We start from the raw sequence: 23,027 nt of genomic DNA, 5'->3' as shown, positions 1-23,027 counted from the left end.
TCCATAGTTTACCCAACTGCTCAGCGCTTGACTACCTTTTAGGTTACACATAACGTTCCAGGAAGGTACATATTTGTTAAAAAAAAACGCCTCAGAAACCTTACTTAGCAGCAGCATACCTAGATGAGCCGTTGGTTTGTCAATTATTAGGTTATCGCTTATGATAATTGACCATCAACGAGGCATGTTGACGATGCCTTGTCTCTTTTAGCCAATGGACCCTTTATGACCCAACACTTCATCGTTATTGGCAATCCGATTGCCCACAGCAAATCTCCTGAAATTCATGCGCAGTTTGCCTTACAGGCAGGTATTGATATTCGCTATCAGCGCCAGTATTGCCCTGACGATGCTGCCAGTTTTACAGCGGTCATTGAGGCGTTTTTTCATGGTGGCGGTATGGGTGCTAATGTGACCGTACCTTTTAAGCAAGTCGCTTATGACTGCTGTGCGGCACGCGGCGGCTTGTCAGAGCATGCCAAAACAGCAGGCGCGGTCAATACCCTCATGATAAATGAGGCGCTACTACAACAAGGCGCGTCGATAAAAGAGGCCATATACGGCGATAATACGGACGGACAAGGGCTCATCAATCACATAACACGCTTAGGTTGGCCACTGGACGGTGCTCGCGTTGCCCTTATTGGCGCAGGCGGCGCGGCACGCGGTGTCATACTACCGCTGATTGAAGCAGGTATTGGCTCACTGACTATTGCCAATCGCACCGTGAGTAAAGCGGTAGATTTGGTGGACGAGCTGAGCGCAGCAAGTTCGGTGATTGCAGCGCATCAGATTCAGACCTGTGCCACCAAGGATTTGAGCGGCACGTTTGATATGATTATCAATGCCACCTCTATTGGCTTATCAGGCGACACTTTGCCACTGAATGAACATCTAAACTGCCAATACGCTTATGACATGATGTACGGGCGCAAACTACCCTTTTTGCAGCATTTCGCGGCGCGTGAGGCCCAAACGTCTGAAGGTTACGGTATGCTCATTGGACAAGCAGCCTTGAGCTTTGAGCGCTGGACCGGTCTTACAATTGATGTCTCAAAAGCAACAGAAGCACTGAGTCAAAATGCTGGATAGATAACAGCATTTAATAAATATTAGCCTTGAACAAAAAGCAGCATTCAAAAGTATGGTGCTTTTTAAAGTGTACTGCTTTTTAAAGTGTACTGCTTTTTAAACTGTGCTGCTTTTTACTGATTAAAGCGCAGCAATAACCAGTGCTCAAAACGCCGCAGTGGCTCACGCAATCGTGTAGAGTGGATTGCCAAGCCGCCACTGAGCCCGATCACACAGCCAAGTGCCGTATCAATCATGCGCGTCTGAATCACATCTCCTGCCACGGGTGGCACCGCCATCGTACTGCCGTACTCTGCGATAAATATCGTCAAGGGTGTAATAAAAATCACCGCCAACCCATAATGCTGATCGACAAATGACTCAATCAATAGCATCATACATAATATAGCCACGGCAACACCCCATGTCGACAGCCCCCAAGACAGCAGCCAACTGGCAACCACCATACCCACCAATGTGCCCAACATACGGTGCAATTGCTTGATCCACATGGTTCGCAGCTGGATGCCTTGAATAATAATAAAGCAGCTCATTGCCACCCAATATGGATATTGCATCTCTAACGTCACAGCGATGACCATTGCCACACTCACAAACCCTACCACGATGAGACTGTCGCTGATCATATCTGTCTCATAATGATAACTAGGCGCAGGGGCAATAGGACGTGTGGCGAGCAAAAACAGCGTATACAGTAGCGCGAGCAACATCGACGACCCACTACCCAGCAAGACCAGACCTATTGCTGAGAGTATTCGGTCTACAGGTATAGGAATGAACAGCGCAATGGCACCTGCCATCAATGTAAACAGCCCTGCTGGTGGCGGCTGCTTATAGTAGCGACCGAACATCACCACACTAAGCGCAATGAGCATAAAGACTGGCAGCCTGAGTACAGGGATTTGCTGCGCCATCAAACCCAGCGCAAAGCTGAGTATCATGGCAAATCCCCAAGCCATCACTGTCACTAACCGATAAGGCAATCCACCGACCAAGGGCAAATTGAGAATGATCATCGAACCCAGTGATGCTTTGATTCCAGCAGACAAGTCACCAAAGTAAGCCCCCACAAATACAGGAAAACTGATCGCAATCGCTGCAATAATAGGCATATGCCAGGGTCTTCGGCTACGATTGACGGTTAGTAAATGCCCAAGTTCACCATCAATGAGCCCCTTAATACGCGTGAATAACGTGGTCAACCAGGAGGTTTGTTTGTGTGATTTTGACTCGCTCATAGAGGGTCTGCCTTATGTATTTTGTCTATTGCTCTTTGGCTTGTTACTCATCTTAAAGCGTCTATCTAAATCGTTTTTGACGATACACTTTTACCGTAATAAAACTAAAGGTAATAAATATAATATAAATTCATGAATAATAGTTATGAATTGTATATTTATCGCTTTATAATATCTATAATCATATCAACGCCATAACAGCCGATATTTGATAAGGACATCACAACAACGACCCTCATTATGGACTCGCTGTTTATAACCCACCCATATGACGACCGATATACTGTCTATCTCACTTAAAATAATGACACATCGCTGACATGAATTTTGACTCAAATACTGCGTCGTAAGTCTATGATAGCGAACCAACCAAAGAGAGCGATTATGTTAACTTACAAAGCACCTTTACGTGATATCAAATTTTTGATTAATGATGTCTTTGACTACCAAACCCACTATAAAAGCCTAGACAATGGCGAAAACGCGGATCCTGAAACCATAGATATGATCCTGCAGGGTATGGCAGATTTTTCTGAAAACGTCCTTGCTCCTATCTATCAATCAGGCGATGAAGAAGGCTGTCATTTTGAAAATGGCGAAGTCACCACACCAAAGGGCTTTAAAGAAGCTTATGACCAATTTATAGAAGGCGGCTGGCAAGGTATCTCATACCCTGAACAGTACGGCGGAATGAACCTACCCACATCAATCAACTTAATCAAAGCTGAAATGATCGGTACTGCCAACTGGCCGTGGGCGATGTACTCTGGCCTCTCAACAGGTTGTATCAACACGCTGCTTCAGTATGGTACAGATGAGCAAAAAGACCTTTATTTACCAAAATTGGTCGAAGGAACGTGGGCAGGTACGATGTGTTTGACCGAGCCTCAATGTGGTACCGACTTGGGTCAGGTAAAGTCAAAAGCCATCCCGCAGGATGACGGTACCTACAAAATCAGTGGCACCAAAATCTTCATCTCAAGTGGTGAGCATGATCTAACGGACAATATCATTCATATTGTTTTAGCACGCCTACCAAATGCGCCAGAGGGCACACGCGGTATCTCGCTCTTTATTGTACCAAAATTCACGCCCAATGCTGAAGGTGAGGCCGGTGAACGCAATGCAGTCGTCTGTGGTTCAATTGAGCACAAAATGGGTATCAGCTCGTCTTCGACCTGTGTATTGAACTTTGACGGTGCGACTGGTTATCTTATCGGTGAGCCAAATAAAGGCTTAAAAGCCATGTTTACCTTTATGAATACTGCTCGTATCGGTACAGGTATCCAAGGTTTGGCACATACGGAGCTGTCTTTCCAAAATGCATTGCCCTATGCAAAAGAACGCCGCTCTATGCGCACCTTATCAGGCACTAAAGACCCTGAAAAAGTAGCTGACGCGATCATCCACCACGCTGACGTACGCCGTATGCTACTGACGCAAAAAGCCTTTGCTGAAGGTGGACGCTCGATGATCTATCACTCAGCGCGCTATGCGGACAAAATGGCACAAGGCATCGCCAATGGCGATGAAGAAGAGTTTGAAAAATGGGATGACAAGCTAGGTTTTTATACCCCCATCCTAAAAGGGTTCTTGACTGAGCTTGGTATCGAAGCGGCCAAACACGGTCAGCAAGTCTATGGCGGCCACGGCTATATCAAAGAATGGGGGATGGAGCTGATTGCTCGTGATGCCCGTATCGCAACCATGTACGAAGGTACCACGGGTGTACAGGCGCTGGATCTACTGGGCCGTAAAGTTATCTTACAATCTAAAGGTAAGATCATCCGTGACTATACCTCAAGCATCATGAAATGGTGCGGCGAGTATGCCCTTGATAAAGACATGCGTAAATTTGTTTGGGCACTTACCAAGCTATGTGCTGAGTGGAACACATTGACCGTACGCTTGATGCTCATGGCCCGTAAAGACCGTGAGATCATCTCAGCCGCATCAGATGACTTCTTGATGTACTCAGGTTACGTCATGATGGGCTATCACTGGGCGCGCATGGCAGCCGTGGCTTATGATAAGCTTGAAAATGGCGGTACAGAAGCGCCAGAATTCTATAAAGCAAAAATTCAAACCGCAGAATTCTATTTTGATAAGCTGTTGCCACGCACTTCAGGTCACGCTGAGGCGATGGTTGCGCCAAGCGAAAGCATGACAGCGATGGATATCGAAAACTTCGCCTTTCTAGACTAATACAGTATCAATAACGCATAAAAAAGCGCCTATTACTTAGGCGCTTTTTTATGCTTAACTAACTATGCTTAACTAATTTAATGTGCTGATAAATGATAGTAAAAGTAACCATCAATGCTAAGAGTCCACGATGCCACTATTCAACCCCAAAAACACGTCACTGTCTGGGCGAATAATGCGAGCATTGGCTATTGGCAGCGCGCTCGTTGGTATTGCCATGCACAGCGCTCTTGCTCAAAACAGTGATGATACCATCCAGTTTTCAAAAGGCACTGTTACTAGCGTCGTCACTGGTAAACTTGCTCCTCATACCGATGAGCAGTGGTATCGTTTCGATGCTGCAAGTCAGCAATATGCTGTCATCAACATTGCACCGCTTGCAGGCACGCCGGAGACTGCCAATATCGGTGTGCTTTATATGCCAAATGGCACGCAAGACGGCACCAAAGGCGGTATCATTTATCAAGGCTGTCTGCCACAAACAGGAGAATATCGACTCCGTATCGCCCGCAATCTTATGGCCACTCATAGCAAAACAGCAGGCTATAAAGTTGAGGTCATGATATTACCAAAGGTTGCTAGTCAGTCTTTGTGCAAGGACACTTGATCACAAAAAATGCTTAATTATAAAAAGGTGCTTGATCATGGATAGTGCATGGCGTCCGTCTATGCTCATCATTTTCGAGATATCTGAAGGTGTTTGATGCTTAACTACCCAGCATCTTCTTATGATAGACCGCACTAATCTCTTCAACTTCGACACATACCTGTAGCGCGGCGCGTCCTGACTGCTCGCCGCCGATCTTTTCTTCGATGGTAGCGACCAGTAGCTCAGCCAGCTGATTACGATTCTCTATATCGCGGCCGCTCATCAGTTTTAGATTGGCATAGATAAAGCCATATGCTTGCTCATCATCTTCCACACCCACCAAAAACGTCTCCATAGGAATGATACGTGCTTTGATATCCGTCGGCTTACCAAAATATCCGCTGTCCCATAATGCCTTATTAAGTGATTTGAGCAATGACTCTTCGTGAGCGATAGTGACATTTGGCGTCGCTTGAATGGTTAAATGCGGCATGAGAACATCCTTAAATAGAGAAAGTAAGAAATCAGTTGGCTTATCAGTTTACGCGCTCCGCCTCATCGCCGTAAAAGGTTTATTTGTATTATTCATCAGTAATAGCGCCAAAGCATGCATCCAGTGTCTGAGCTAGCTGTGCTGGTGGCAACTCAATCTCCAAACCGCGACGACCGCCACTGACATAGACCGTTGTCTGGTCTTGTGCGCTGCTATCGATGACCGTTTTTAGGCGCTTTTTTTGGCCCAGCGGACTGACGCCGCCCAACACATAGCCGGTACTACGTTCTACTTGCTTGGGATCAGCCATTTGTACTTTTTTGCAGGCGAGCAGTTTGTTCGCGGATAGTGCTTTGGCCATTTTTTTAAAATTAAGAGTTTTGTCAACTGGCAATATCGCAACCGCAAGGTCGCCAGTATCGGTCGATACCACCAAAGTTTTGAACACTTGCGTTACTGCCACGCCAAGCTTTTCTGCGGCTTCTAAACCAAAAGAGGCGGCTTGACTGTCATGAGTATATTCGTGTATCTGGTAATCCAGTCCGCGTTTTTTGGCAAGATCGATGGCTGGTGTCATAATATTTTAGCTCGATAAAAGAAAGGAGAAAGTGAGCGTGCTAGAGGTTTGCTCTACAAATCATACAAATATATTATTACGCCAAATATTGTAACTTTCAAATGTTTGACCATTTTATCTGTTCTCTCGTTTACTAGAGCCTCACTAGTGCGTATTAATATTAGCAGTATATACAGACACCATATATCGCTTTGATGGCTTTTATGGCATCATAAGCGCAACATATTTGACTATTTTTGATACTGATTATGATACCGAAGTTCCTAAAAAAACGGATTTTTAAAGCACCTGTTACAGCCGATAGCACGTCTGAAAATAACACGTCTGAAACTGATGCGGGTCCAATCGTCTCTAAGCCTTACGCTAACGCGCCGATCAATCAGCTGTATCGTAAGCTATCAGGGCAGCTACTCGACGTGGCGGTCAAGCCTAAACTGCTGGGTGAGTTGCCTGAGTTTGATAGTGATGATCAGATCCTTAGATTTTATGTGCTACAGGACTATTCCCGCTCCAACAGTATTTTGATCGACTTGCAGACGCAAGAGCACAACCTGCCCCCTGCACTAGTTGGGGTAAATGACGCAGCTCACAATGTCAAAGAAAACGCAGCCATCATCTTCTTGAACCATCCGAGCGCCAAAGACAATCAGTTGTCTCCGCGACTGTCTCGCTTAGTCTCTGCGGTTTTGCAATACCCAGAGTTAAAGGTGCGCCTAGTCCCTGTATCTATCCTGTGGGGACGCGCTCCTGAAAAGGAAGACTCGCTATTTAAATTGTTAACTGCTGACAATTGGCAAGATCCAAGTATCAGCAAGCAGTTATTTAATATTGGCGTGATGGGCCGCGATACCTTTGTACAATTTCATCCACCGCAAGACTTGCGTACCATCATCAATGACAGTCTTAAAGGCGATGTAGAAGGACCTGCTATCTTTGACTCGGTTTCTACAGACTTGGGTACGGCAGATCTAACACCAACAAACACCAAAAGTGTTGAAGACGCCTCTACTAACGATGATGTAGAAACTGATACCGAGGTAGTACCTAGCTATACTTTGGTTGCAGCCGCTGATGGCAATCGTGAACTCGTCCGAATGCTCCAGCAGCAATTGACGATCTATCTAGATAAGCAACGCGCCAGTATGCTGGGCCCTGATTTGTCAGATAGACGTAATTTGGTCGATAAACTGGTCTACTCGCCAGCGATTAAGCACGCGATTGAGATGGAAGCTGCCGAAAAAGGCACTAGCGTACGCGACGCTCGTAGCCAAGCCCGTGGCTATGCCAATGAGATGGTTAACGACTACTCTCATTCTATTATTCGTGGGTTTTATAAGTTTTTGACATGGTTATGGACACAGTTGTATGACGGCGTGGAAGTTCATCACTTTGAGCGAGTACGTGATCTTGCGACCGATTATGAGCTGATTTATGTGCCGTGCCATCGCAGCCATGTTGACTATCTATTGCTGTCCTATGTCATCTACAAGCGCGGTTTGAGTATCCCTTATGTCGCAGCAGGTGATAACTTAGATGTGCCAGTATTGGGACCGTTATTACGCGGCGCTGTCGCTTTTTATATTCGTCGTAGCTTCCGTGGCAATGCCCTTTATACCGCCGTATTGCGTGAATATATGCATACCCTTATCACGCGTAATACGCCGATCGAGTACTTCATTGAAGGTGGTCGCTCACGTTCAGGTCGCCTACTACCGCCCAAAATGGGTATGCTGGCGATGACGGTACATAGCCAGTTACGTCAAACCAATAAGCCTGTGGTGTTCATCCCAACTTATATTGGTTATGAGCGTATTATGGAAGGCGGCACTTATATCGGTGAGTTAAAGGGCAAACCTAAAGAGTCAGAATCTTTGATTGGCCTACTCAAAGTGGGTCGTAAGATTGAGCGTATTTTTGGTAATGTGCATCTGAGTTTTGGTACGCCGCTGCATCTTAGCGATTTTATGACAAAATTCGATGTCCCAGCCAATAGCTTACCGTCTGATCGCACCGATTCTCCGCTTGATGAAAAAACCAGTGCGATGGTCGATAACATCGGTGTAAAAGTCATGCAGCATATCAATAAAGCTGCCGTGATAACGCCTGTGTCACTGCTGTCACTGGTATTGTTATCTGCACCAAAAGCGGCACTGGATGAAAGTAGTTGCCGTGAACAAATCGCTTTGTACCAAGGCCTTGCACAGCAGCTTCCTTATGCAGATGACACTGTCATCACAGATATGAGCCCGCAAGAAATCATTGATTATGGCATCAAGTTAAAACTCATAGAGCGTACGCCGCACATCTTGGGCGATATCATTCAGGTCGCTGGCAAGCAAGCGGCATTGCTCAGCTATTTCCGCAATAATATTTTACACGTCTTTATCTTGCTGTCTTTCTTATCAGCGCTAGTGGCACGTAACGGCCGTATCAAGCGCAGTCGCTTAGATAGTATCGCTGAGCAGTTATACCCATTCTTGCAAGGTGAACTGTTCTTATACTACCCAGCGCATGGTTTGGCGGAGACGCTCAACAAAAAAGTCGATAGTTTACTCTCTCATGGGTTGATTGTTGAGTTGAGTGATGACACGCTTAGTGTTCCTGAGTCTAATAGCAAGCGCTATCAACAGCTACAAGTACTGGCGACACCCGTTGGGCAAAGTCTTGAGCGTTATTTTATGACGCTTGCCCTACTCGCTCAGCAAGGCTCTGGCAATTTGACAGAAAGCGAAGTCGTTGACCTGTGCCATTTGCTTGGACAACGCTTGTCTGTACTGTATGCCGATGATATTCCTGACTTCTTTGATCGCGCATTATTTACTAGCTTTATCAGCGCCTTGACCCGTCTTGATTATCTACAAAAAGATGATGAAACGGGCATATTGACCTTTGACCATCGTATCAATGACATCGCCAGTCATGCCAAATATGTGCTGACGCCTGATATGATGCAAATCTTGCAGCAAGTCGCAAGTTTAAACGAAGAAGAAATCACTCACGCCATTACTGAGATTAGTAATAAAAAGCAGCGTAAATTTGGGCGTAAGCGTTAATCGTTAGTCATGACTTTTAAACAATTAAGCCAAACAAAAAAAGACCGCTAATGATTAGCGGTCTTTTTTATTCAGCTTCAATACACTACTAAACAGCGGTATTAGTTGGTAATTTTCTTATACTTAGCACGCTTAGGCGTGGCGTCATCACCCATTGTCTTTTTACGATAGGCTTCAAATTCAGTGTAGTTGCCATCGAACCACACTGGGCCTTCTTCTTCAAACGCCAAGATATGAGTCGCGATACGGTCAAGGAACCAGCGATCATGCGAGACGACCATGACCGTACCTGGGAATACTTGAATCGCATCCTCTAGCGCACGTAAGGTTTCAACGTCCAAGTCGTTCGAGGGTTCATCGAGGAGCAATACGTTTGCGCCTTGCTTTAGCGTCTTCGCCAATTGCAAGCGGTTACGCTCACCCCCTGACAGCTGACCGACGTGCTTTTGCTGGTCTTGACCTTTAAAGTTAAAGCGGCCGATGTACGCACGGCTTGGCGTGGTGTAGTCACCGACAGTAATCATGTCAAGGCCGTCTGATACTTCTTCCCAGACGGTCTTTTTGTCGTCTAGGTTGTCACGCACCTGACCGACATAGGCAACCTTGACACTTTCGCCCAAATCAACCGAACCAGTATCTGGGGTATCACGCTCAGTAATCATGTTAAATAGCGTGGTTTTACCCGCACCATTTGGACCGATGATACCAACGATAGCACCCGCTGGGACGTTGAAGCTTAGGTTTTCATACAATAAACGATCGCCAAACGACTTGGAGATGTCATTGACTTCAATCACCTTATTACCCAAACGTGGGCCAGGTGGAATATAAATCTCTGAGGTCTCATTTCGCTGCTGGAATTCTTTTGAGTTCAGCTCTTCAAAACGCTGTACGCGCGACTTAGACTTCGCTTGCTGACCCTTTTGATTTTTACGAATCCACTCAAGCTCTTTTTTCAACGCTTTAGCAAATGATTCTTCTTGCTTGTTCTGCTGTTCTAGACGGGTATTCTTTTGCTCGAGCCACTCAGTATAGTTGCCCTCATACGGATAGCCATGGCCACGGTCCAGCTCCAAGATCCACTGAGCCACATTATCCAAGAAATAGCGATCATGGGTAATGGCAACGATAGTGCCGCTATAGTTTTGCAAGAACTGCTCTAGCCATGCAACAGACTCGGCGTCCAAATGGTTGGTAGGCTCATCGAGTAGCAGCATATCGGGACGTGATAGTAGCAGGCGACATAATGCCACACGGCGTTTTTCACCACCTGACAGTTTACTCACGTCCGCGTCCCATGGTGGCAGACGTAGCGCATCCGCAGCTTTCTCTAACTGGTTATTTAGATTGTGTGCATCCCATGACTGGATGATGTCTTCCATTTTGCCCTGCTCTTCAGCAAGTTTATCAAAATCAGCATCTGGCTCTGCATATTCTGCATAAATGGCATCTAGACGAGCGAGCGCATCTAGTGCTTCGCGCATACCATCTTCGACATTACCGCGCACGTCTTTGCTGTCATCAAGCTGTGGTTCCTGTGGTAGGTAGCCGACTTTGGTGCCCGCCTGTGCACGCGCTTCACCCGTATATTCCGTATCCACGCCTGCCATGATGCGTAGCAAGGTTGATTTACCCGCACCGTTGATACCAAGAACACCGATTTTGGCACCCGGGAAAAACGATAGGTTAATGTTTTTGAGAATCTCACGCTTGGGTGGAACAAGTTTTGACACGTTGTTCATCGTGTAAATATATTGAGCCATTAACACTCCGATAGACTGCATAGAAGAGAACAGCAAATACCACTCAGCGCTGCTGCCAAGCGTGCCGTAACTCAAAATCAGGGTTACAAATTATAGGTCATTATCGCATTGTGACGCATACCCTGCAAGCTAACAGGTTGTTTTACCCCTTGTTTTACGACTTTTGTCATACAGCAATGCCGTTTTCGCACAAAAGCGGGTAAAAATATTTTTCTGAGGTTACGCGCTTAACATTCTGATTCATTGCTGTTTTATAAAAACCACAAAAAATAGCATCAAAAGTTTCGCAAAGTTAATCAATAGCCGTTAGCATGTTAGAGTGGCTTAACAGCGCCGAACAAATCACCGATAAGGCTTATCTGAGACATTATCACTAAAATAAGCCACAAGCTGAGCACATCTTTCTCACATATTTTTCAATAACATTTATAAGGGTACTGATCATATGACCAACGGCTATCGCCCTGAAATGGTTCAACGCGCATTTGTTGATTTTATCGGATCGCGCTTACATCCGTTTTGGTCATTGACGACGCCTAAGTTACGCTTGATCGCTCGATATGAGATGAGCGATGATTTGATCGCACTGCAATTTGAGACCAATCGAGCATTTCGACAGCAGAGCTTCAAAGGGAGAAATAGTTGGCAAGGTGGTCAGCACCTCGATTTACGTGTCTTTATCGATGGGGTTTATCATCAGCGTAGCTATTCACTCGTAGGATTGGCGCATCAGCCACTATGGTGGCATGAGGATAATACCAATCATAAGCTGGCGAAAAACCAATGCCATACGCTTACTATCGCCATTAAACCACAAGGAGTGGTCTCCCATTATCTGACCAAGCAAATGCCACTAGCGAGCGTTATTGATACCAGTGTGCCACTGGGTGATTTTACATTGGTACAAGCAGAGACAAGGTTAGATCGTAGAGAACCCGATACTTTGTTATTTGTCGCTGGCGGTAGCGGCATCACGCCCATGTTAGGACTTATCACGCAGGCACTAGCAAACGGACATCAGGTCACTTTGCTACATTATAGTCGGTCGAAACTTCCTCAGCTTCAACGCCAATGGCAACAACTGAGCGATATCTATCCAGCCTTCAGCTATCATTTGATCCACACTGATAACCCTGCTACCTATCTGGCTGGCGTACGATATTTAAGTGCAGAGGGTTTATTGTCACTCAATCTACCACTGGCTGATACTCGGATATTTGCCTGCGGTTCACAAGCGTTATTAGCCGGCTTATATAAAGCAGTGTCAGAAATCATTTTACCGCAGGGCAATCAGCTACGTGACAATATTATCGTAGAAAATTTTGGCAATGCATTGCCTGATTTTGATAGCGGCGGCAATCAAGTACTAGATAATGCACTACAGACAGAGTCGCATACGGTGTACTTACGCTCACGGCAACGGCAGTTTGATAGTGATACGACGTTATTGATTGCTGCTGAAAATGCAGGTATACGACTGGCGCATGGTTGTAGGCAAGGAATTTGCCAGTTATGCCGCTGCAATAAAATGAGCGGCGTGGTCAAAAACATCCAAACTGGCAAGCTAAGCCACGATGGGTACGAATCTATCCAAACCTGTATCAATATCGCCATGACCGATGTGGTGTTAGAGGTTTAACACTACTGTAATTAAAAATACGACCACTAACCCCTGACTATCGACCTCTTAAAACCAAAAAATAGACTGATGTTAACTCATATTGTATGCTAAAACTCAGATGACTCATCAAACCGAACCCAGTGCTGCTTATTCGTGCCATTTCGGTTAAGGATTATATATGCGCTTATTACCACCTATTGACACAGCACATTCTGCCGCACCTATGTTGACGCTATTGTCCGATGCACAGTTGGCAAGAGATGGTAGCGAGCAGCCAGCCCCGTCATCGCAGCAAACGCCTTATCCCACTGTGACGCAGGCGCCTTTACTCAAAGCAAAAAGTGATGCCTTGGCGGTAGAATTAAATGCGCTATATAAAGGTGTGATGGACTCATTAGGTAGCGATGACGCCAAATACATTCAGCGAATTTATGCGACTGTGGTTTATAGTGAGCTTGTCGCCCGTGGTTTACTGGCTGTCGCAGGACGCATGTCATCACGCCGCTCGCAGATAGGTACTTGGCTATTGGGTACGTCAATGCTAAGCTTTAGCAAAATACTCAACAATATGGAGCTTGGGCATAATGTCATGCACGGTCAATATGACTGGATGCAGCATCCGCATCTGAACAGTCAAAAGTTTGACTGGGACATTGTCTGCCCTGCGCCATTGTGGCAACACTCGCATAACTACTTACATCATACGTTTACCAATATTGTTGGGCGCGACCATGATGTCGGCTATCACTTGATTCGGGTCACAGATGAGCAGCCTTGGACGCCAGAAGATCGCTACACTATGTTTAGTACAGCAGTGCTGGCATTTGGATTTGAATGGGCAGTTGCCTTTCATGATATTCAGATCAGTGTCGATGAATACGCCGACTCCCCTGACTTGCATAAAATTATGCAGCAAAAATCTCGCGCACTATTTGCCAAAATCGGCCGACAAGTAGGCAAAGATTATATTGCCTTGCCAGCCATAGCCGCCTTGACCCTAGGTCGTCGTAGCGCTATGAGTACACTGAGTGGCAACATAGCAGCCAATACGATTCGTAATCTATGGACGTGGGCGGTGATTTTCTGTGGCCATTTCACTGAGCAAGCACATATCTATACCCATCTCGATGCTGATGAGAGCAAAGGCGACTGGTACGTGCGTCAGATTCTTGGCTCTAGTAATATCAAAGGTAATAAGTGGTTTCACATTTTAACTGGCAATTTGTCTCATCAGATTGAGCATCATATATTCCCCGATATGCCAGCCAGCCACTATGCCAGTATTGCCCCACAGGTAAAAGCCATCTGTCATAAATATGATTTGCCTTACAACACTGGGCGTTTTAGCACACAGCTTCGACAAGTATTGGGACGTATTCATCACTTTAGTAAGCCCAGCGAGCAAGAGTGGCAAGCCTACCAGTCGGTATCGGCTGCGGATACTACTCACATACATAAGTCGACAACAGAGAGCGAGACAGCAAAGGGTCTTAGTCGATTCTTGCCACCTGTCGTTCGTAAAGCAATAGCTTACGCATGGTGATATATTCACATTTTTAACACAGATTAAAAGACTTTAATACTATTAACAATCGTCATATAGACTATTACGGTAAGCGACTAGATTGTTTGGTATCGATCCTACATACTCAACCCAGTACAAAGTATTTACTGACAACACAGTATTTAATGAATCTGCCTTTTTCGTTAATCCTTAGAAAATAGGGCCGTTATTAAAAATTTTATAATAATAAAAGGAGTTGTGTCATGAGTAACCAAACCACTAAATCAGCACTAGATATCACACATAATCAAGCAGCGAATCGCTTTGAGACCACCGTTGATGGTCAGACAGGCTATATCAGCTATCAAGACCGTGATGACACTCTCGTCTATGATCACACCATCGTCCCACAGCAATTAGGGGGCCGCGGTATCGGTTCTGCCCTAGTCAAGCATGCACTAGATTACGCCCGTGAACACGACAAGAAAGTCGTGCCGCAATGCTCGTTTGTGGCCTCATATATCAGCAAGCACCCTGAGTACCAAGATTTGGTATAGCTTACCGCCCTTTATCCCAAACAACTGGTATGCAGCAATTTTAGATTAGGAGATCCATCCCAATATAACTTTTAATAAACCAATCCATATAACAATAAAGGTTATTAATATGAGTAGTTTATCTGACAAACAAATCAATCTACAGTTAGAAGAGCTTGCTGGTTGGCAGCGCGATGGTAATAGTATCGTCAAGACCTATCACTTCAGTGACTTTATCGAAGCCATGAGTTTTATGAACCAAGCGGCATTTTATGCTGAAGCACTCGAACATCATCCGGAATGGCGTAATATATACAATATAGTCGAGGTACGCCTAACCAATCAGGACACCGGCGGCGTTTCTAGTTTGGACATTCGCCTTGCAAAACGCATGGAACATATCGTTCAACCCAAACGTCTATAGCCTTATATTTCTGTTAAATGAGTAACTGAAGTGCTTTAGTTGAATATAAAAAAAGACCCTCGATTGAGGGTCTTTTTTTATTGGATTTTTATAGCAATAAACTGTATTTACATTTTGCGACTGACAAATGCCACAATAAATAAAATCACAGCGACTGCTAAGAAGATGTACGCCAAATTAGCAGATAATCCTGCGACGCCGCCAAATCCTAGTAAACTTGCTAGCAGTGCGATTACTGCAAAGATAATAGCCCAACGAAACATAATATTCTCCTCAAATAATTGTTAAAAATCAGATAGTAAACTTTATATAGTATTGATTTAACTTTTTTTATAAAACCAGTCATATCTGCTTACAAACATAAATTAGCAATATTCCTCTTTAAAGAACGTGCATTTTGGTAATGATGGCGGTAGGTTATGTAAACTTTGTAGCAAGTTTTAATACCTTTTATTTTTTCTTGTCTCTATATAGACCATCTCTAGCGCTATACGAACCAGTTTTGATAAGTTATGGATTACTTTATAGCGCCTTATCGATAGTTTTATGACTTGTAACACAAGCATTTGCCAATGAAAACTGTCGCGACCCCACAAACTCCTAACCTAATTGAATCACTTAGTTTATAGTTTAAGGTCACACAATTACCTAACCTATTAAGGATAATACTATGAGTACTGAGACGGATACCGCAAAACCCGCACAACAAAACAGTAGCGACAACCGCCCTTATGCCGTCATTTTATATGGCGCAACAAGCTTCGTTGGACAGATCACCGCTCACTATTTAACCAATTTTTTATCCAATGCTAAGAATAAAGACGGCTCTAACGTCACGTGGGCCATTGCAGGGCGTGACGAAAAGAAATTAAATGAGTTACAGTCAACGCTTGAGAGCAAAGTAGATATCGTCATTGCCAACAGCAACAATCCTGCCAGCCTTGATGAGATGACCAAACAGACACAAGTCATCATCTCAACCGTCGGCCCTTATCTCAAATATGGTGAGCCTTTGATCAAATCTTGTGCTGAAAATGGTACCGATTATGTCGATCTTACTGGCGAGGCAATCTTTATCAAAGACATGATGGACAAGTATCAAGAGACTGCCAAGCAAAGCGGCGCCCGTATTGTCAACTCTTGCGGCTTTGATTCTATTCCATCAGACTTGGGCGTTTACTTTACGCAGGCCAAAGCAGAAGAGACGTTCGGTGAGACTTGTAATGTAATTCACATGCGAGTGAAAGCGGCAAAAGGCGGCATCTCTGGTGGTACGATTGCCTCGATGGCGACGATATTTGAAGAGGCTGGTGAAGACAAGGCTCGCCGCAAACAAGTAGCCAACCCCTATCTGCTAAACGATGACACAGATGCACCCAATGTCCGCCAAGATAACGTCAGTAAACCAGAATATGACAGCACTCACAAACGCTGGTTGGCACCCTTTGTGATGGCGAGTATCAATACACGTATTGTCCATCGCAGTAACCAGCTACTTGGTTATGAATACGGCCGCGACTTTAAATATGACGAAGCCATGTGGATGAGAGATGGCGTCAAAGGCAAATTATCAAGCTATGCCATGAGCGCAGGATTGCTAGGCTTTGCCACAGCTATGATGATCAAGCCAAGCCGTGACTTGTTGTCCAAACACGTATTGCCCAAATCAGGCTCAGGGCCTTCTAAAGAGGAGCAAGAAAACGGCTATTTTGATATTCGACATTTTGGACAAACTCTCAAAGATGACACTATCACGGTCAAAGTCACAGGCGACAAAGATCCTGGTTATGGCAGCACCTCTCGCATGCTCTCGCAGGCGGCATTATGTCTAGCGCAAGACATCAGTAAAGAGGACGTTGGTGGCGGCTTTTGGACACCTGCTTCTGCAATGGGAGATAAGCTCATAGCTCGCTTAGAAGAGCATTCAGGCCTAAGCTTTGAGGTTATCGAGGGTTAAGCGAGCTTACCGTGATTCAATAGTAAAGCGCTTACATAGCGATATATTAATACTGATGATTTTTATGACCGTATCTTGATAGCAGGATACGGTTTTTTATTATGTAGATTTTGACTTTTTGCAGGACATGTTAACAAATACTAATAGCGTACGTTTTTGGTAATCAGTGTTGCGGCTTTTCGATTTTTCACTACATTATGCTACACACTCCTAGCTTAATGTCATAGCCATCTTTTGATCAGTACGTTAGGATAAAACAGGCTGTAGCCTCGTTATAGACACATTTAATTCATATTAAAAAGCTGATCTAAATACCATAAGACCTTCTTTAGCGAGCATTTTTTTAAGGAAGAGCATGAAGATCTTTGAGCCACCAATACATTTATATACGATCAACAATACTCAAATAGATCGCACTTGATATTAGCCTCAATATAAGCTTCAGTATAAGCATAGTCAGATCACTGAATAACAAATAGGAACTCATAACTAAAAAGGATATCGCAATGAAATTAAATATATTAACAGCCGCTGTATTAGGTTCAGGCTTTGCCATGTTTGCCAGCTCGGCGAGCGCGGCTATGGTAACCGATAACCATGGCAATGTGGGTTACGACACGTATGAAGAGTGCGTCACTGCTGTCAAAGATGGTTCGGCCAGGTTTTATACACCTTACACGTATCAAAATCCAAAACGCCAAGCTGGCGAAGCCACAGTCAAAAAAATGCGTTTGTCTGAAGTCATGATTCCTCAAAGTGTCGTTGACAGCAACAACCTGAACACGAATGATTATTCGGCAGGGGCTTGTGATTTAGGGGTGGGTCAGGCAAATGGACGTTATGGTGTTTCAGGCGCATTGGTCGGCAAATACGTCCCTATCGCAGCTGATATGCCAGTCAACGTCTATATGGACCGTGCGGGCAACCCTGTACGTTTGAGCATGCAGCAATGCGATAATCATTTCAGTGATAAGTTCCCAATGCCTATTATGAGTGAAGCCCCAGCGCCAGAAGCACAGATCGCCATCGCCGAAGCTCGTGTTGTAGAGCCAGTGATGGTTGAGACGACGCGCGTCATTCGTCCCGCTAAATACAGAGTCAAAGAAGTTATCATCGCGCCAGAGGATCAAGTCAAAAGCATCAATACTGCTAAAGGTGCTGCCATCGCTATTGAAAACGAGGCTAATGACACCGTTATCGTTGGAAAAAAAGCCGATGCTAATGTCGTTGAGAATACTGAAGTCACGCAGACTTATCCTGTTGTAAATCTATCTGATGATTCTGATAGCGACTCACTACCACGTACGGTTGACGCTGATGCTAGTGAATATATGATCGTCGAATAATAGACAAAAACTTCAGCACCAAACTTTATGAAGCTGGTTTCATAACGTCACAAGTGTACATCAAGCTGTTAGGTGTTTAATGTGTTTACTACTGAAATAGTAAGCACATAGCTGATACTGTGAGCGTTGAAATACTGGCAACAATAGTTCAACGCTGATCAATCCTTTATTGATGATGGATGACAGCTTCTAATATTATAAATTTTGGAGTTTTTAATGAAAAAGAATATCTTAACGTTAGTCATGGGCACAGCACTCGTATTACCAAGCATTGCAATGGCAGCCCCTGTTAATAATACTGATCTTATGCCAGCGGATAAGCGTAATGCCCCTGTCAAAAGCACCATACAAGCTGAAATAGAAGGGCCAAATGGCGAGTTACGTGCTACTCAACCTGGTGCCGTTGATATCGATGTTGATGCGGACATGGACAGCGAAGTGGATGACGAAAGAGACAATATGGGCGCGCCAATGAACAACAATATGGCCAAACCCTCTAACAATAACATGGGCAATATGGGCGATACCATGAACAATATGCGCGTATCACCAGAAGCTAATGTGTCTCAAGATACCCGTACACAGTCGTCAAATATGCAGCATAGCAGCTCAGACTATCAGCCTTTGATCTCAGGTGAAGCCGTTACTCAGAATAAAGTCGCCGATACCGCAAGTACTTTGAGAGAAAAAACAAAGGACAAACGTGGAGAGCTGTTGGCCACTCAGCCAGCCAATGTACAATTTAAAGAAAACCGCCGCATTGCTGTAAATCGCTAACATAGCCTTCTAATTTAAAAACCCTAGACTTTAAAAGAAAGCAATACACATAAAAAAGGCAGCCTAATGGCTGCCTTTTTATTGAAACGTTATTGATACAGTAAAACTTCACTGATACAAAGTAATGCAGTTTATTTCTTGGTTTTGGTCACGCCAGCTTCTTGCAATAATGCGCCAAACGTACCCATTTTACTTGAGGTATCAGTCTTATTCGCTTTAGCTGGTTTACTGCGACTGGTAGCATTGTCTTTGTCCTGACGCTTCGCGCGTGGCTTTGCTAGACGCTTATCACTCGCTGGACGACTAGGACGCGGACGAGTATTTTGGTCTCCGTCAGCATTTGCCTTAGGTTTCGCGTTCGTGCGCGCAGGTTTCTCAGATTCAGGCTTCATACTAAACCCAATACGACCACGCGCTTCATCGATAGAGATCACCCGCACAGATACGATGTCACCTGGTTTGACACGGTTCATAGGATCAGCCACAAAGTCATTGGCCATTTGTGAGATATGGACCAAACCATCTTGATGGACACCCACATCAACGAAACAACCAAAAGCCGTTACGTTTGTGACCACGCCTTCGAGCATCATGCCTTCACTCAAATCTTTGATGCTATTGACATCATCACGGAAGTTAGCCGTTTTAAATTCAGGGCGTGGATCACGCGCAGGTTTGGCAAGCTCTTCAATAATCGCTTTTACGCTGACATTATCGTCATTGGCGGCCAATGTCGTGGTATCGATAGTATTTAGCACAGCGTCATTACCGATGATTTCTGACAGCGGTTTGTCGGCTTGTACTAACAGGCTGTCGACCAACGCATAGCTCTCTGGATGCACGCCTGTCGCATCTAGTGGATTGCTGCCATTATGGATGCGTAAGAAACCTGCTGCTTGCTCAAACGTCTTAGCGCCTAGACGTGGGACGTTTTTGAGCGCTTCTCGGCTATCAAATGCACCGTGCTCGCGGCGATAAGTAACAATTTGCTGTGCTACGTTGCGGTTAAGACCAGCGATATGAGCCAAGATAGCTGGGCTCGCTGTATTTACATCAACACCAACCGCATTCACGCTGTCTTGAGTGACTTTATCAAGGCTATCAGCTAATTGATTTTGGTTCACATCGTGCTGATACTGACCAACACCGATGGCTTTTGGATCCACCTTAACGAGCTCTGACAATGGATCTTGCAAGCGACGTGCGATAGAAACCGCGCCGCGCACAGAAACATCTAGATTAGCAAGCTCATCACTGGCAAGCTCACTGGCAGAATAGACAGAGGCGCCCGACTCATTCACAATGACGGCTTTGGCTTTGAGTGCATCATTCGCGGCTAGAATCTCTTTGATCATTGCATCGGTTTCGCGACTTGCCGTACCGTTACCGATAGCGACCAAATCAACATTATAAGTGCTTAATAGCTCATCAATTACTTTTTTGGCTTCAGTCATTTTGTTGTCAGGTGCAAATGGATAAACCGTCGCGATGACAGGTTTCTCTTCACTATCTGACATCACATGACCTTGCGCATCGACGATAGCCATTTTTACGCCATGACGGATACCAGGATCAACGCCCAAGATCACTTTAGGTCCTGCAGGCGCAGACATCAGCAGATGCTGTAGATTGCTAGCAAACACATCGATCGCATCTGCTTCTGCAGCTAGGCGCTTTTCAGTTAATAAACGGTGCTCGATATGCGGACGCCATTTCTCTTTCCATAAGCTACTGGCTGCTTCTGCCAAAAACTCACGGCGTGCGGCAGGTGCTTTGGCATCGACATCGAAATGACTGATGATTTTTTCGATAAATGGAGCGTCTTCGCCTTCAATTTTTAGACCCAAGACATTTTCTTGACGACCACGTAACATCGCTAATAGACGATGGTTAGGCAGACGGGCAAGGCTTTCACTATGTTCAAAATAGTCTTTGAACTTTTCGCCGACTTCACGCTTTTCTTCACTCGCAACGCTCGATACGATACTGGCAGTTTTGGCAAAGCCACTGCGCAAGTTATCCAACAAACCCAATGCTTGTGTCCATTCATCGACGATAATGGCTTGTACGCCAGCAAGCTGTTTTTCGATATCGCTAAAATCAACGTCGATCTCATTACCACTATCATCAGTGATACTTGATTGAACTTGATAATCAGCCAGCGCCTCTGTCGGGGTGATTTCTTGCGTCAAGACCGCTTGCGCGGCAGCGTCAAGACCAGCAGCACGTGCTTTGGCAGCCGGTGAACGACGACGCGGACGATATGGCAGATAGATGTCTTCAAGCTCAAGCTTAGACGTCGCGTTATCAATACGCATCTGTAGCTCATCGGTCAGATTGCCCTGTGTGCTCAGTAACTCAGTAATTTTGAGGCGACGGGTGGCCATGTCACGCTCATAATTGAGAGATTTTTCTAAAGCACGCAGCTGCGCGTCGTCAAGGTTCTGCGTCTTTTCTTTGCGGTAACGCGCAATGAACGGAACCGTTGCGCCTTCATCATAAAGCTTCACAAACGCATTGACTTGAGCAGTCTTAATGCCAAGCGCGCGAGCAAGCTTGTCGTGAATATTCGCGTGTGTGGTTGCATCCAAAACCTGTGCATTTGTCGAGGTTTGAGATGACGTTAAGGTATCAGTGCTACTCATATACGTATCAATCGTTGAGAAATGTAGTTTTGCATTATAGCAAAAGCTGCATGAATAAAAATCCTTTTTATCTTTTCGTTAATTATCGCCTGTTTTGCGGCATAAAACGGTTTATATCAAACGTTCTGTAGCCTTGTTAAACAAACGCATACAGCATTTATTCTTATGGGTGATGCAATTCGCGGTGCAATCTTATACACTAAAGTATCAATAGCACAAATATTGAGATGTGCTGATATATTGAACAATAGTTTTTGATTTTATGACGTGCTTATTTTGACCCATCATTAAATAACGATAATTAATGGCAGTGTTTTACTCATCGCTTTTTACTCGTCATTTCTGCTAACAATAATTTTTATAAGAGGATGCCTGTATGACTGATAACAACAGCCCCGATACTTTGACTCAGCGTATTTTAGTTGTCGATGATGACGCTCGCCTGCGCTCTTTACTACAGCGCTTCCTAGAAGACGATGGTTTCGTCGTTCGTACTGCCCATGATGGTAGTCAGATGGACAAACTCATGCAACGTGAGCTCTTCTCTCTAGTCGTACTAGATTTGATGCTGCCGGGCGAAGACGGTATTAGCATCTGTAAGCGCCTACGTGAAGACAATGCGGATATTCCAATCATTATGCTGACCGCTAAAGGTGGCGATGCTGACCGTATCGCAGGTTTGGAGGCGGGTGCAGATGATTACCTGCCTAAGCCATTTAACCCAAAAGAGCTATTGGCGCGTATCAAAGCCGTCTTGCGTCGTCAGAACCGTGAGCTTCCAGGGGCGCCAAGTCACCAGTTAGAAGTGGTTGAGTTTGGTCCATGGACACTAGATCTATCGACTCGCACGCTCAAACGTGACGGTAACGTCGTCACTTTGACGACAGGTGAGTTTTCGGTGTTGAAGGCTCTGGTACAGCATCCACGTGAGCCGTTGACCCGTGATAAGTTGATGAACCTTGCCCGTGGTCGTGAGTGGGGTGCGATGGAGCGCTCTATCGATGTGCAAGTATCACGCCTACGTCGCTTGATTGAAGACAATCCTTCACAAGCCCGCTATATTCAAACGGTTTGGGGTGTGGGCTATGTGTTCGTTCCTGATGAAGCTGAGGTAGAAACCGTCAAGAGTGAATAACCTTTGGCTGATGACATTTCTTTTAATATAGGCCGTGTTTGTTTACTCACAAACACGTGCCGATATGATGAG

Annotated in this window: 18 protein-coding genes; 12 read left to right on the top strand and 6 right to left on the bottom strand. The window is 45.0% G+C overall.

Annotation, left to right across the window (positions count from 1 at the left end; genetic code table 11):
- The first annotated feature begins 225 nt into the window (after nt 1-225).
- Nucleotides 226-1,092, top strand: a complete 867-nt coding sequence (gene aroE / locus L0G63_RS02900) for a shikimate dehydrogenase (protein WP_301449311.1) — start codon at nt 226-228, stop codon at nt 1,090-1,092.
- 113 nt (nt 1,093-1,205) lie between these two features.
- On the opposite strand, the gene L0G63_RS02895 is transcribed toward aroE, so the two are convergent.
- On the bottom strand, nt 1,206-2,330 hold the full coding sequence (locus L0G63_RS02895; protein ID WP_301449310.1) for an FUSC family protein: 1,125 nt from the start codon (nt 2,328-2,330) through the stop codon (nt 1,206-1,208).
- Nucleotides 2,331-2,714: 384 nt separating this feature from the next.
- Between L0G63_RS02895 and L0G63_RS02890 the strand changes: the two genes are divergently transcribed.
- Both L0G63_RS02890 and L0G63_RS02885 read left to right on the top strand, forming a co-directional pair.
- The gene (locus L0G63_RS02890; protein WP_301449309.1) at nt 2,715-4,535 is read left to right on the top strand and encodes an acyl-CoA dehydrogenase C-terminal domain-containing protein; all 1,821 of its coding nucleotides are present in this window, start codon (nt 2,715-2,717) and stop codon (nt 4,533-4,535) included.
- 130 nt (nt 4,536-4,665) lie between these two features.
- The gene (locus tag L0G63_RS02885) at nt 4,666-5,142 is read left to right on the top strand and encodes a hypothetical protein (protein WP_301449308.1); all 477 of its coding nucleotides are present in this window, start codon (nt 4,666-4,668) and stop codon (nt 5,140-5,142) included.
- Nucleotides 5,143-5,242: 100 nt separating this feature from the next.
- Here the strand turns inward: L0G63_RS02885 and L0G63_RS02880 are convergent, their stop codons facing one another.
- Together L0G63_RS02880 and ybaK are read right to left on the bottom strand one after the other, a co-directional pair.
- On the bottom strand, nt 5,243-5,617 hold the full coding sequence (locus tag L0G63_RS02880) for a 5-carboxymethyl-2-hydroxymuconate Delta-isomerase (protein WP_301449307.1): 375 nt from the start codon (nt 5,615-5,617) through the stop codon (nt 5,243-5,245).
- 88 nt (nt 5,618-5,705) lie between these two features.
- The gene (gene ybaK / locus L0G63_RS02875; RefSeq protein ID WP_301449306.1) at nt 5,706-6,194 is read right to left on the bottom strand and encodes a Cys-tRNA(Pro) deacylase; all 489 of its coding nucleotides are present in this window, start codon (nt 6,192-6,194) and stop codon (nt 5,706-5,708) included.
- A gap of 248 nt (nt 6,195-6,442) precedes the next feature.
- On the opposite strand from ybaK, the gene plsB reads away from it, so the two are divergent.
- Entirely contained in the window at nt 6,443-9,247 is a 2,805-nt protein-coding gene (gene plsB / locus L0G63_RS02870) for a glycerol-3-phosphate 1-O-acyltransferase PlsB (RefSeq protein WP_301449305.1), read from the top strand.
- Nucleotides 9,248-9,348: 101 nt separating this feature from the next.
- Here the strand turns inward: plsB and ettA are convergent, their stop codons facing one another.
- A complete protein-coding gene (gene ettA, locus L0G63_RS02865) occupies nt 9,349-11,010 on the bottom strand; it encodes an energy-dependent translational throttle protein EttA (protein ID WP_301449304.1) in 1,662 nt (553 codons plus the stop codon).
- A gap of 445 nt (nt 11,011-11,455) precedes the next feature.
- Here ettA and L0G63_RS02860 point away from each other — a divergent pair, with 445 nt between their 5' ends.
- From L0G63_RS02860 to L0G63_RS02845, 4 genes are all read left to right on the top strand, one after another.
- On the top strand, nt 11,456-12,649 hold the full coding sequence (locus L0G63_RS02860) for a flavin reductase family protein (RefSeq protein WP_301449303.1): 1,194 nt from the start codon (nt 11,456-11,458) through the stop codon (nt 12,647-12,649).
- A 160-nt stretch (nt 12,650-12,809) separates the two neighbouring features.
- Nucleotides 12,810-14,174, top strand: a complete 1,365-nt coding sequence (locus tag L0G63_RS02855; protein WP_301449302.1) for an acyl-CoA desaturase — start codon at nt 12,810-12,812, stop codon at nt 14,172-14,174.
- 224 nt (nt 14,175-14,398) lie between these two features.
- Nucleotides 14,399-14,692, top strand: a complete 294-nt coding sequence (locus tag L0G63_RS02850) for a GNAT family N-acetyltransferase (RefSeq protein ID WP_301449301.1) — start codon at nt 14,399-14,401, stop codon at nt 14,690-14,692.
- A gap of 109 nt (nt 14,693-14,801) precedes the next feature.
- Nucleotides 14,802-15,095 carry a 4a-hydroxytetrahydrobiopterin dehydratase gene (locus L0G63_RS02845; RefSeq protein ID WP_058024891.1) on the top strand — a complete coding sequence of 98 codons (294 nt, stop codon included), beginning with the start codon at nt 14,802-14,804 and terminating at the stop codon, nt 15,093-15,095.
- 107 nt (nt 15,096-15,202) lie between these two features.
- On the opposite strand, the gene L0G63_RS02840 is transcribed toward L0G63_RS02845, so the two are convergent.
- Nucleotides 15,203-15,358 (bottom strand): DUF1328 domain-containing protein, encoded by a 156-nt coding sequence (locus L0G63_RS02840; RefSeq protein WP_021814049.1) that lies wholly within the window; start codon nt 15,356-15,358, stop codon nt 15,203-15,205.
- A 407-nt stretch (nt 15,359-15,765) separates the two neighbouring features.
- On the opposite strand from L0G63_RS02840, the gene L0G63_RS02835 reads away from it, so the two are divergent.
- The 3 genes from L0G63_RS02835 (at nt 15,766) to L0G63_RS02825 (ending at nt 19,175) form a co-directional block, all read left to right on the top strand.
- On the top strand, nt 15,766-17,052 hold the full coding sequence (locus tag L0G63_RS02835; protein WP_301449300.1) for a trans-acting enoyl reductase family protein: 1,287 nt from the start codon (nt 15,766-15,768) through the stop codon (nt 17,050-17,052).
- A 506-nt stretch (nt 17,053-17,558) separates the two neighbouring features.
- Entirely contained in the window at nt 17,559-18,398 is an 840-nt protein-coding gene (locus L0G63_RS02830) for a hypothetical protein (RefSeq protein WP_301449299.1), read from the top strand.
- Between the two features lie 216 nt (nt 18,399-18,614).
- Nucleotides 18,615-19,175, top strand: coding sequence for a hypothetical protein (locus L0G63_RS02825; protein ID WP_301449298.1), 561 nt, complete (start codon nt 18,615-18,617; stop codon nt 19,173-19,175).
- Between the two features lie 131 nt (nt 19,176-19,306).
- Here the strand turns inward: L0G63_RS02825 and L0G63_RS02820 are convergent, their stop codons facing one another.
- Nucleotides 19,307-21,820 carry a Tex family protein gene (locus L0G63_RS02820; RefSeq protein ID WP_301449297.1) on the bottom strand — a complete coding sequence of 838 codons (2,514 nt, stop codon included), beginning with the start codon at nt 21,818-21,820 and terminating at the stop codon, nt 19,307-19,309.
- A 376-nt stretch (nt 21,821-22,196) separates the two neighbouring features.
- On the opposite strand from L0G63_RS02820, the gene ompR reads away from it, so the two are divergent.
- Nucleotides 22,197-22,955, top strand: a complete 759-nt coding sequence (ompR, locus tag L0G63_RS02815; protein ID WP_058023990.1) for a two-component system response regulator OmpR — start codon at nt 22,197-22,199, stop codon at nt 22,953-22,955.
- Nucleotides 22,956-23,027: the final 72 nt, after the last annotated feature.

Source organism: Psychrobacter sp., from assembly GCF_030454045.1.
GTDB lineage: Bacteria > Pseudomonadota > Gammaproteobacteria > Pseudomonadales > Moraxellaceae > Psychrobacter.
Note: the sequence above shows the minus strand (reverse complement) of the source record. Positions and strands in the feature narration are given on the sequence as shown.

Coding starts and splice junctions, on each gene's coding strand:
- aroE (WP_301449311.1), top strand. CDS start 226: ATGACCCAACACTTCATCGTTATTGGCAATCCGATTGCCCACAGCAAA.
- L0G63_RS02895 (WP_301449310.1), bottom strand. CDS start 2,330: ATGAGCGAGTCAAAATCACACAAACAAACCTCCTGGTTGACCACGTTA.
- L0G63_RS02890 (WP_301449309.1), top strand. CDS start 2,715: ATGTTAACTTACAAAGCACCTTTACGTGATATCAAATTTTTGATTAAT.
- L0G63_RS02885 (WP_301449308.1), top strand. CDS start 4,666: ATGCCACTATTCAACCCCAAAAACACGTCACTGTCTGGGCGAATAATG.
- L0G63_RS02880 (WP_301449307.1), bottom strand. CDS start 5,617: ATGCCGCATTTAACCATTCAAGCGACGCCAAATGTCACTATCGCTCAC.
- ybaK (WP_301449306.1), bottom strand. CDS start 6,194: ATGACACCAGCCATCGATCTTGCCAAAAAACGCGGACTGGATTACCAG.
- plsB (WP_301449305.1), top strand. CDS start 6,443: ATGATACCGAAGTTCCTAAAAAAACGGATTTTTAAAGCACCTGTTACA.
- ettA (WP_301449304.1), bottom strand. CDS start 11,010: ATGGCTCAATATATTTACACGATGAACAACGTGTCAAAACTTGTTCCA.
- L0G63_RS02860 (WP_301449303.1), top strand. CDS start 11,456: ATGACCAACGGCTATCGCCCTGAAATGGTTCAACGCGCATTTGTTGAT.
- L0G63_RS02855 (WP_301449302.1), top strand. CDS start 12,810: ATGCGCTTATTACCACCTATTGACACAGCACATTCTGCCGCACCTATG.
- L0G63_RS02850 (WP_301449301.1), top strand. CDS start 14,399: ATGAGTAACCAAACCACTAAATCAGCACTAGATATCACACATAATCAA.
- L0G63_RS02845 (WP_058024891.1), top strand. CDS start 14,802: ATGAGTAGTTTATCTGACAAACAAATCAATCTACAGTTAGAAGAGCTT.
- L0G63_RS02840 (WP_021814049.1), bottom strand. CDS start 15,358: ATGTTTCGTTGGGCTATTATCTTTGCAGTAATCGCACTGCTAGCAAGT.
- L0G63_RS02835 (WP_301449300.1), top strand. CDS start 15,766: ATGAGTACTGAGACGGATACCGCAAAACCCGCACAACAAAACAGTAGC.
- L0G63_RS02830 (WP_301449299.1), top strand. CDS start 17,559: ATGAAATTAAATATATTAACAGCCGCTGTATTAGGTTCAGGCTTTGCC.
- L0G63_RS02825 (WP_301449298.1), top strand. CDS start 18,615: ATGAAAAAGAATATCTTAACGTTAGTCATGGGCACAGCACTCGTATTA.
- L0G63_RS02820 (WP_301449297.1), bottom strand. CDS start 21,820: ATGAGTAGCACTGATACCTTAACGTCATCTCAAACCTCGACAAATGCA.
- ompR (WP_058023990.1), top strand. CDS start 22,197: ATGACTGATAACAACAGCCCCGATACTTTGACTCAGCGTATTTTAGTT.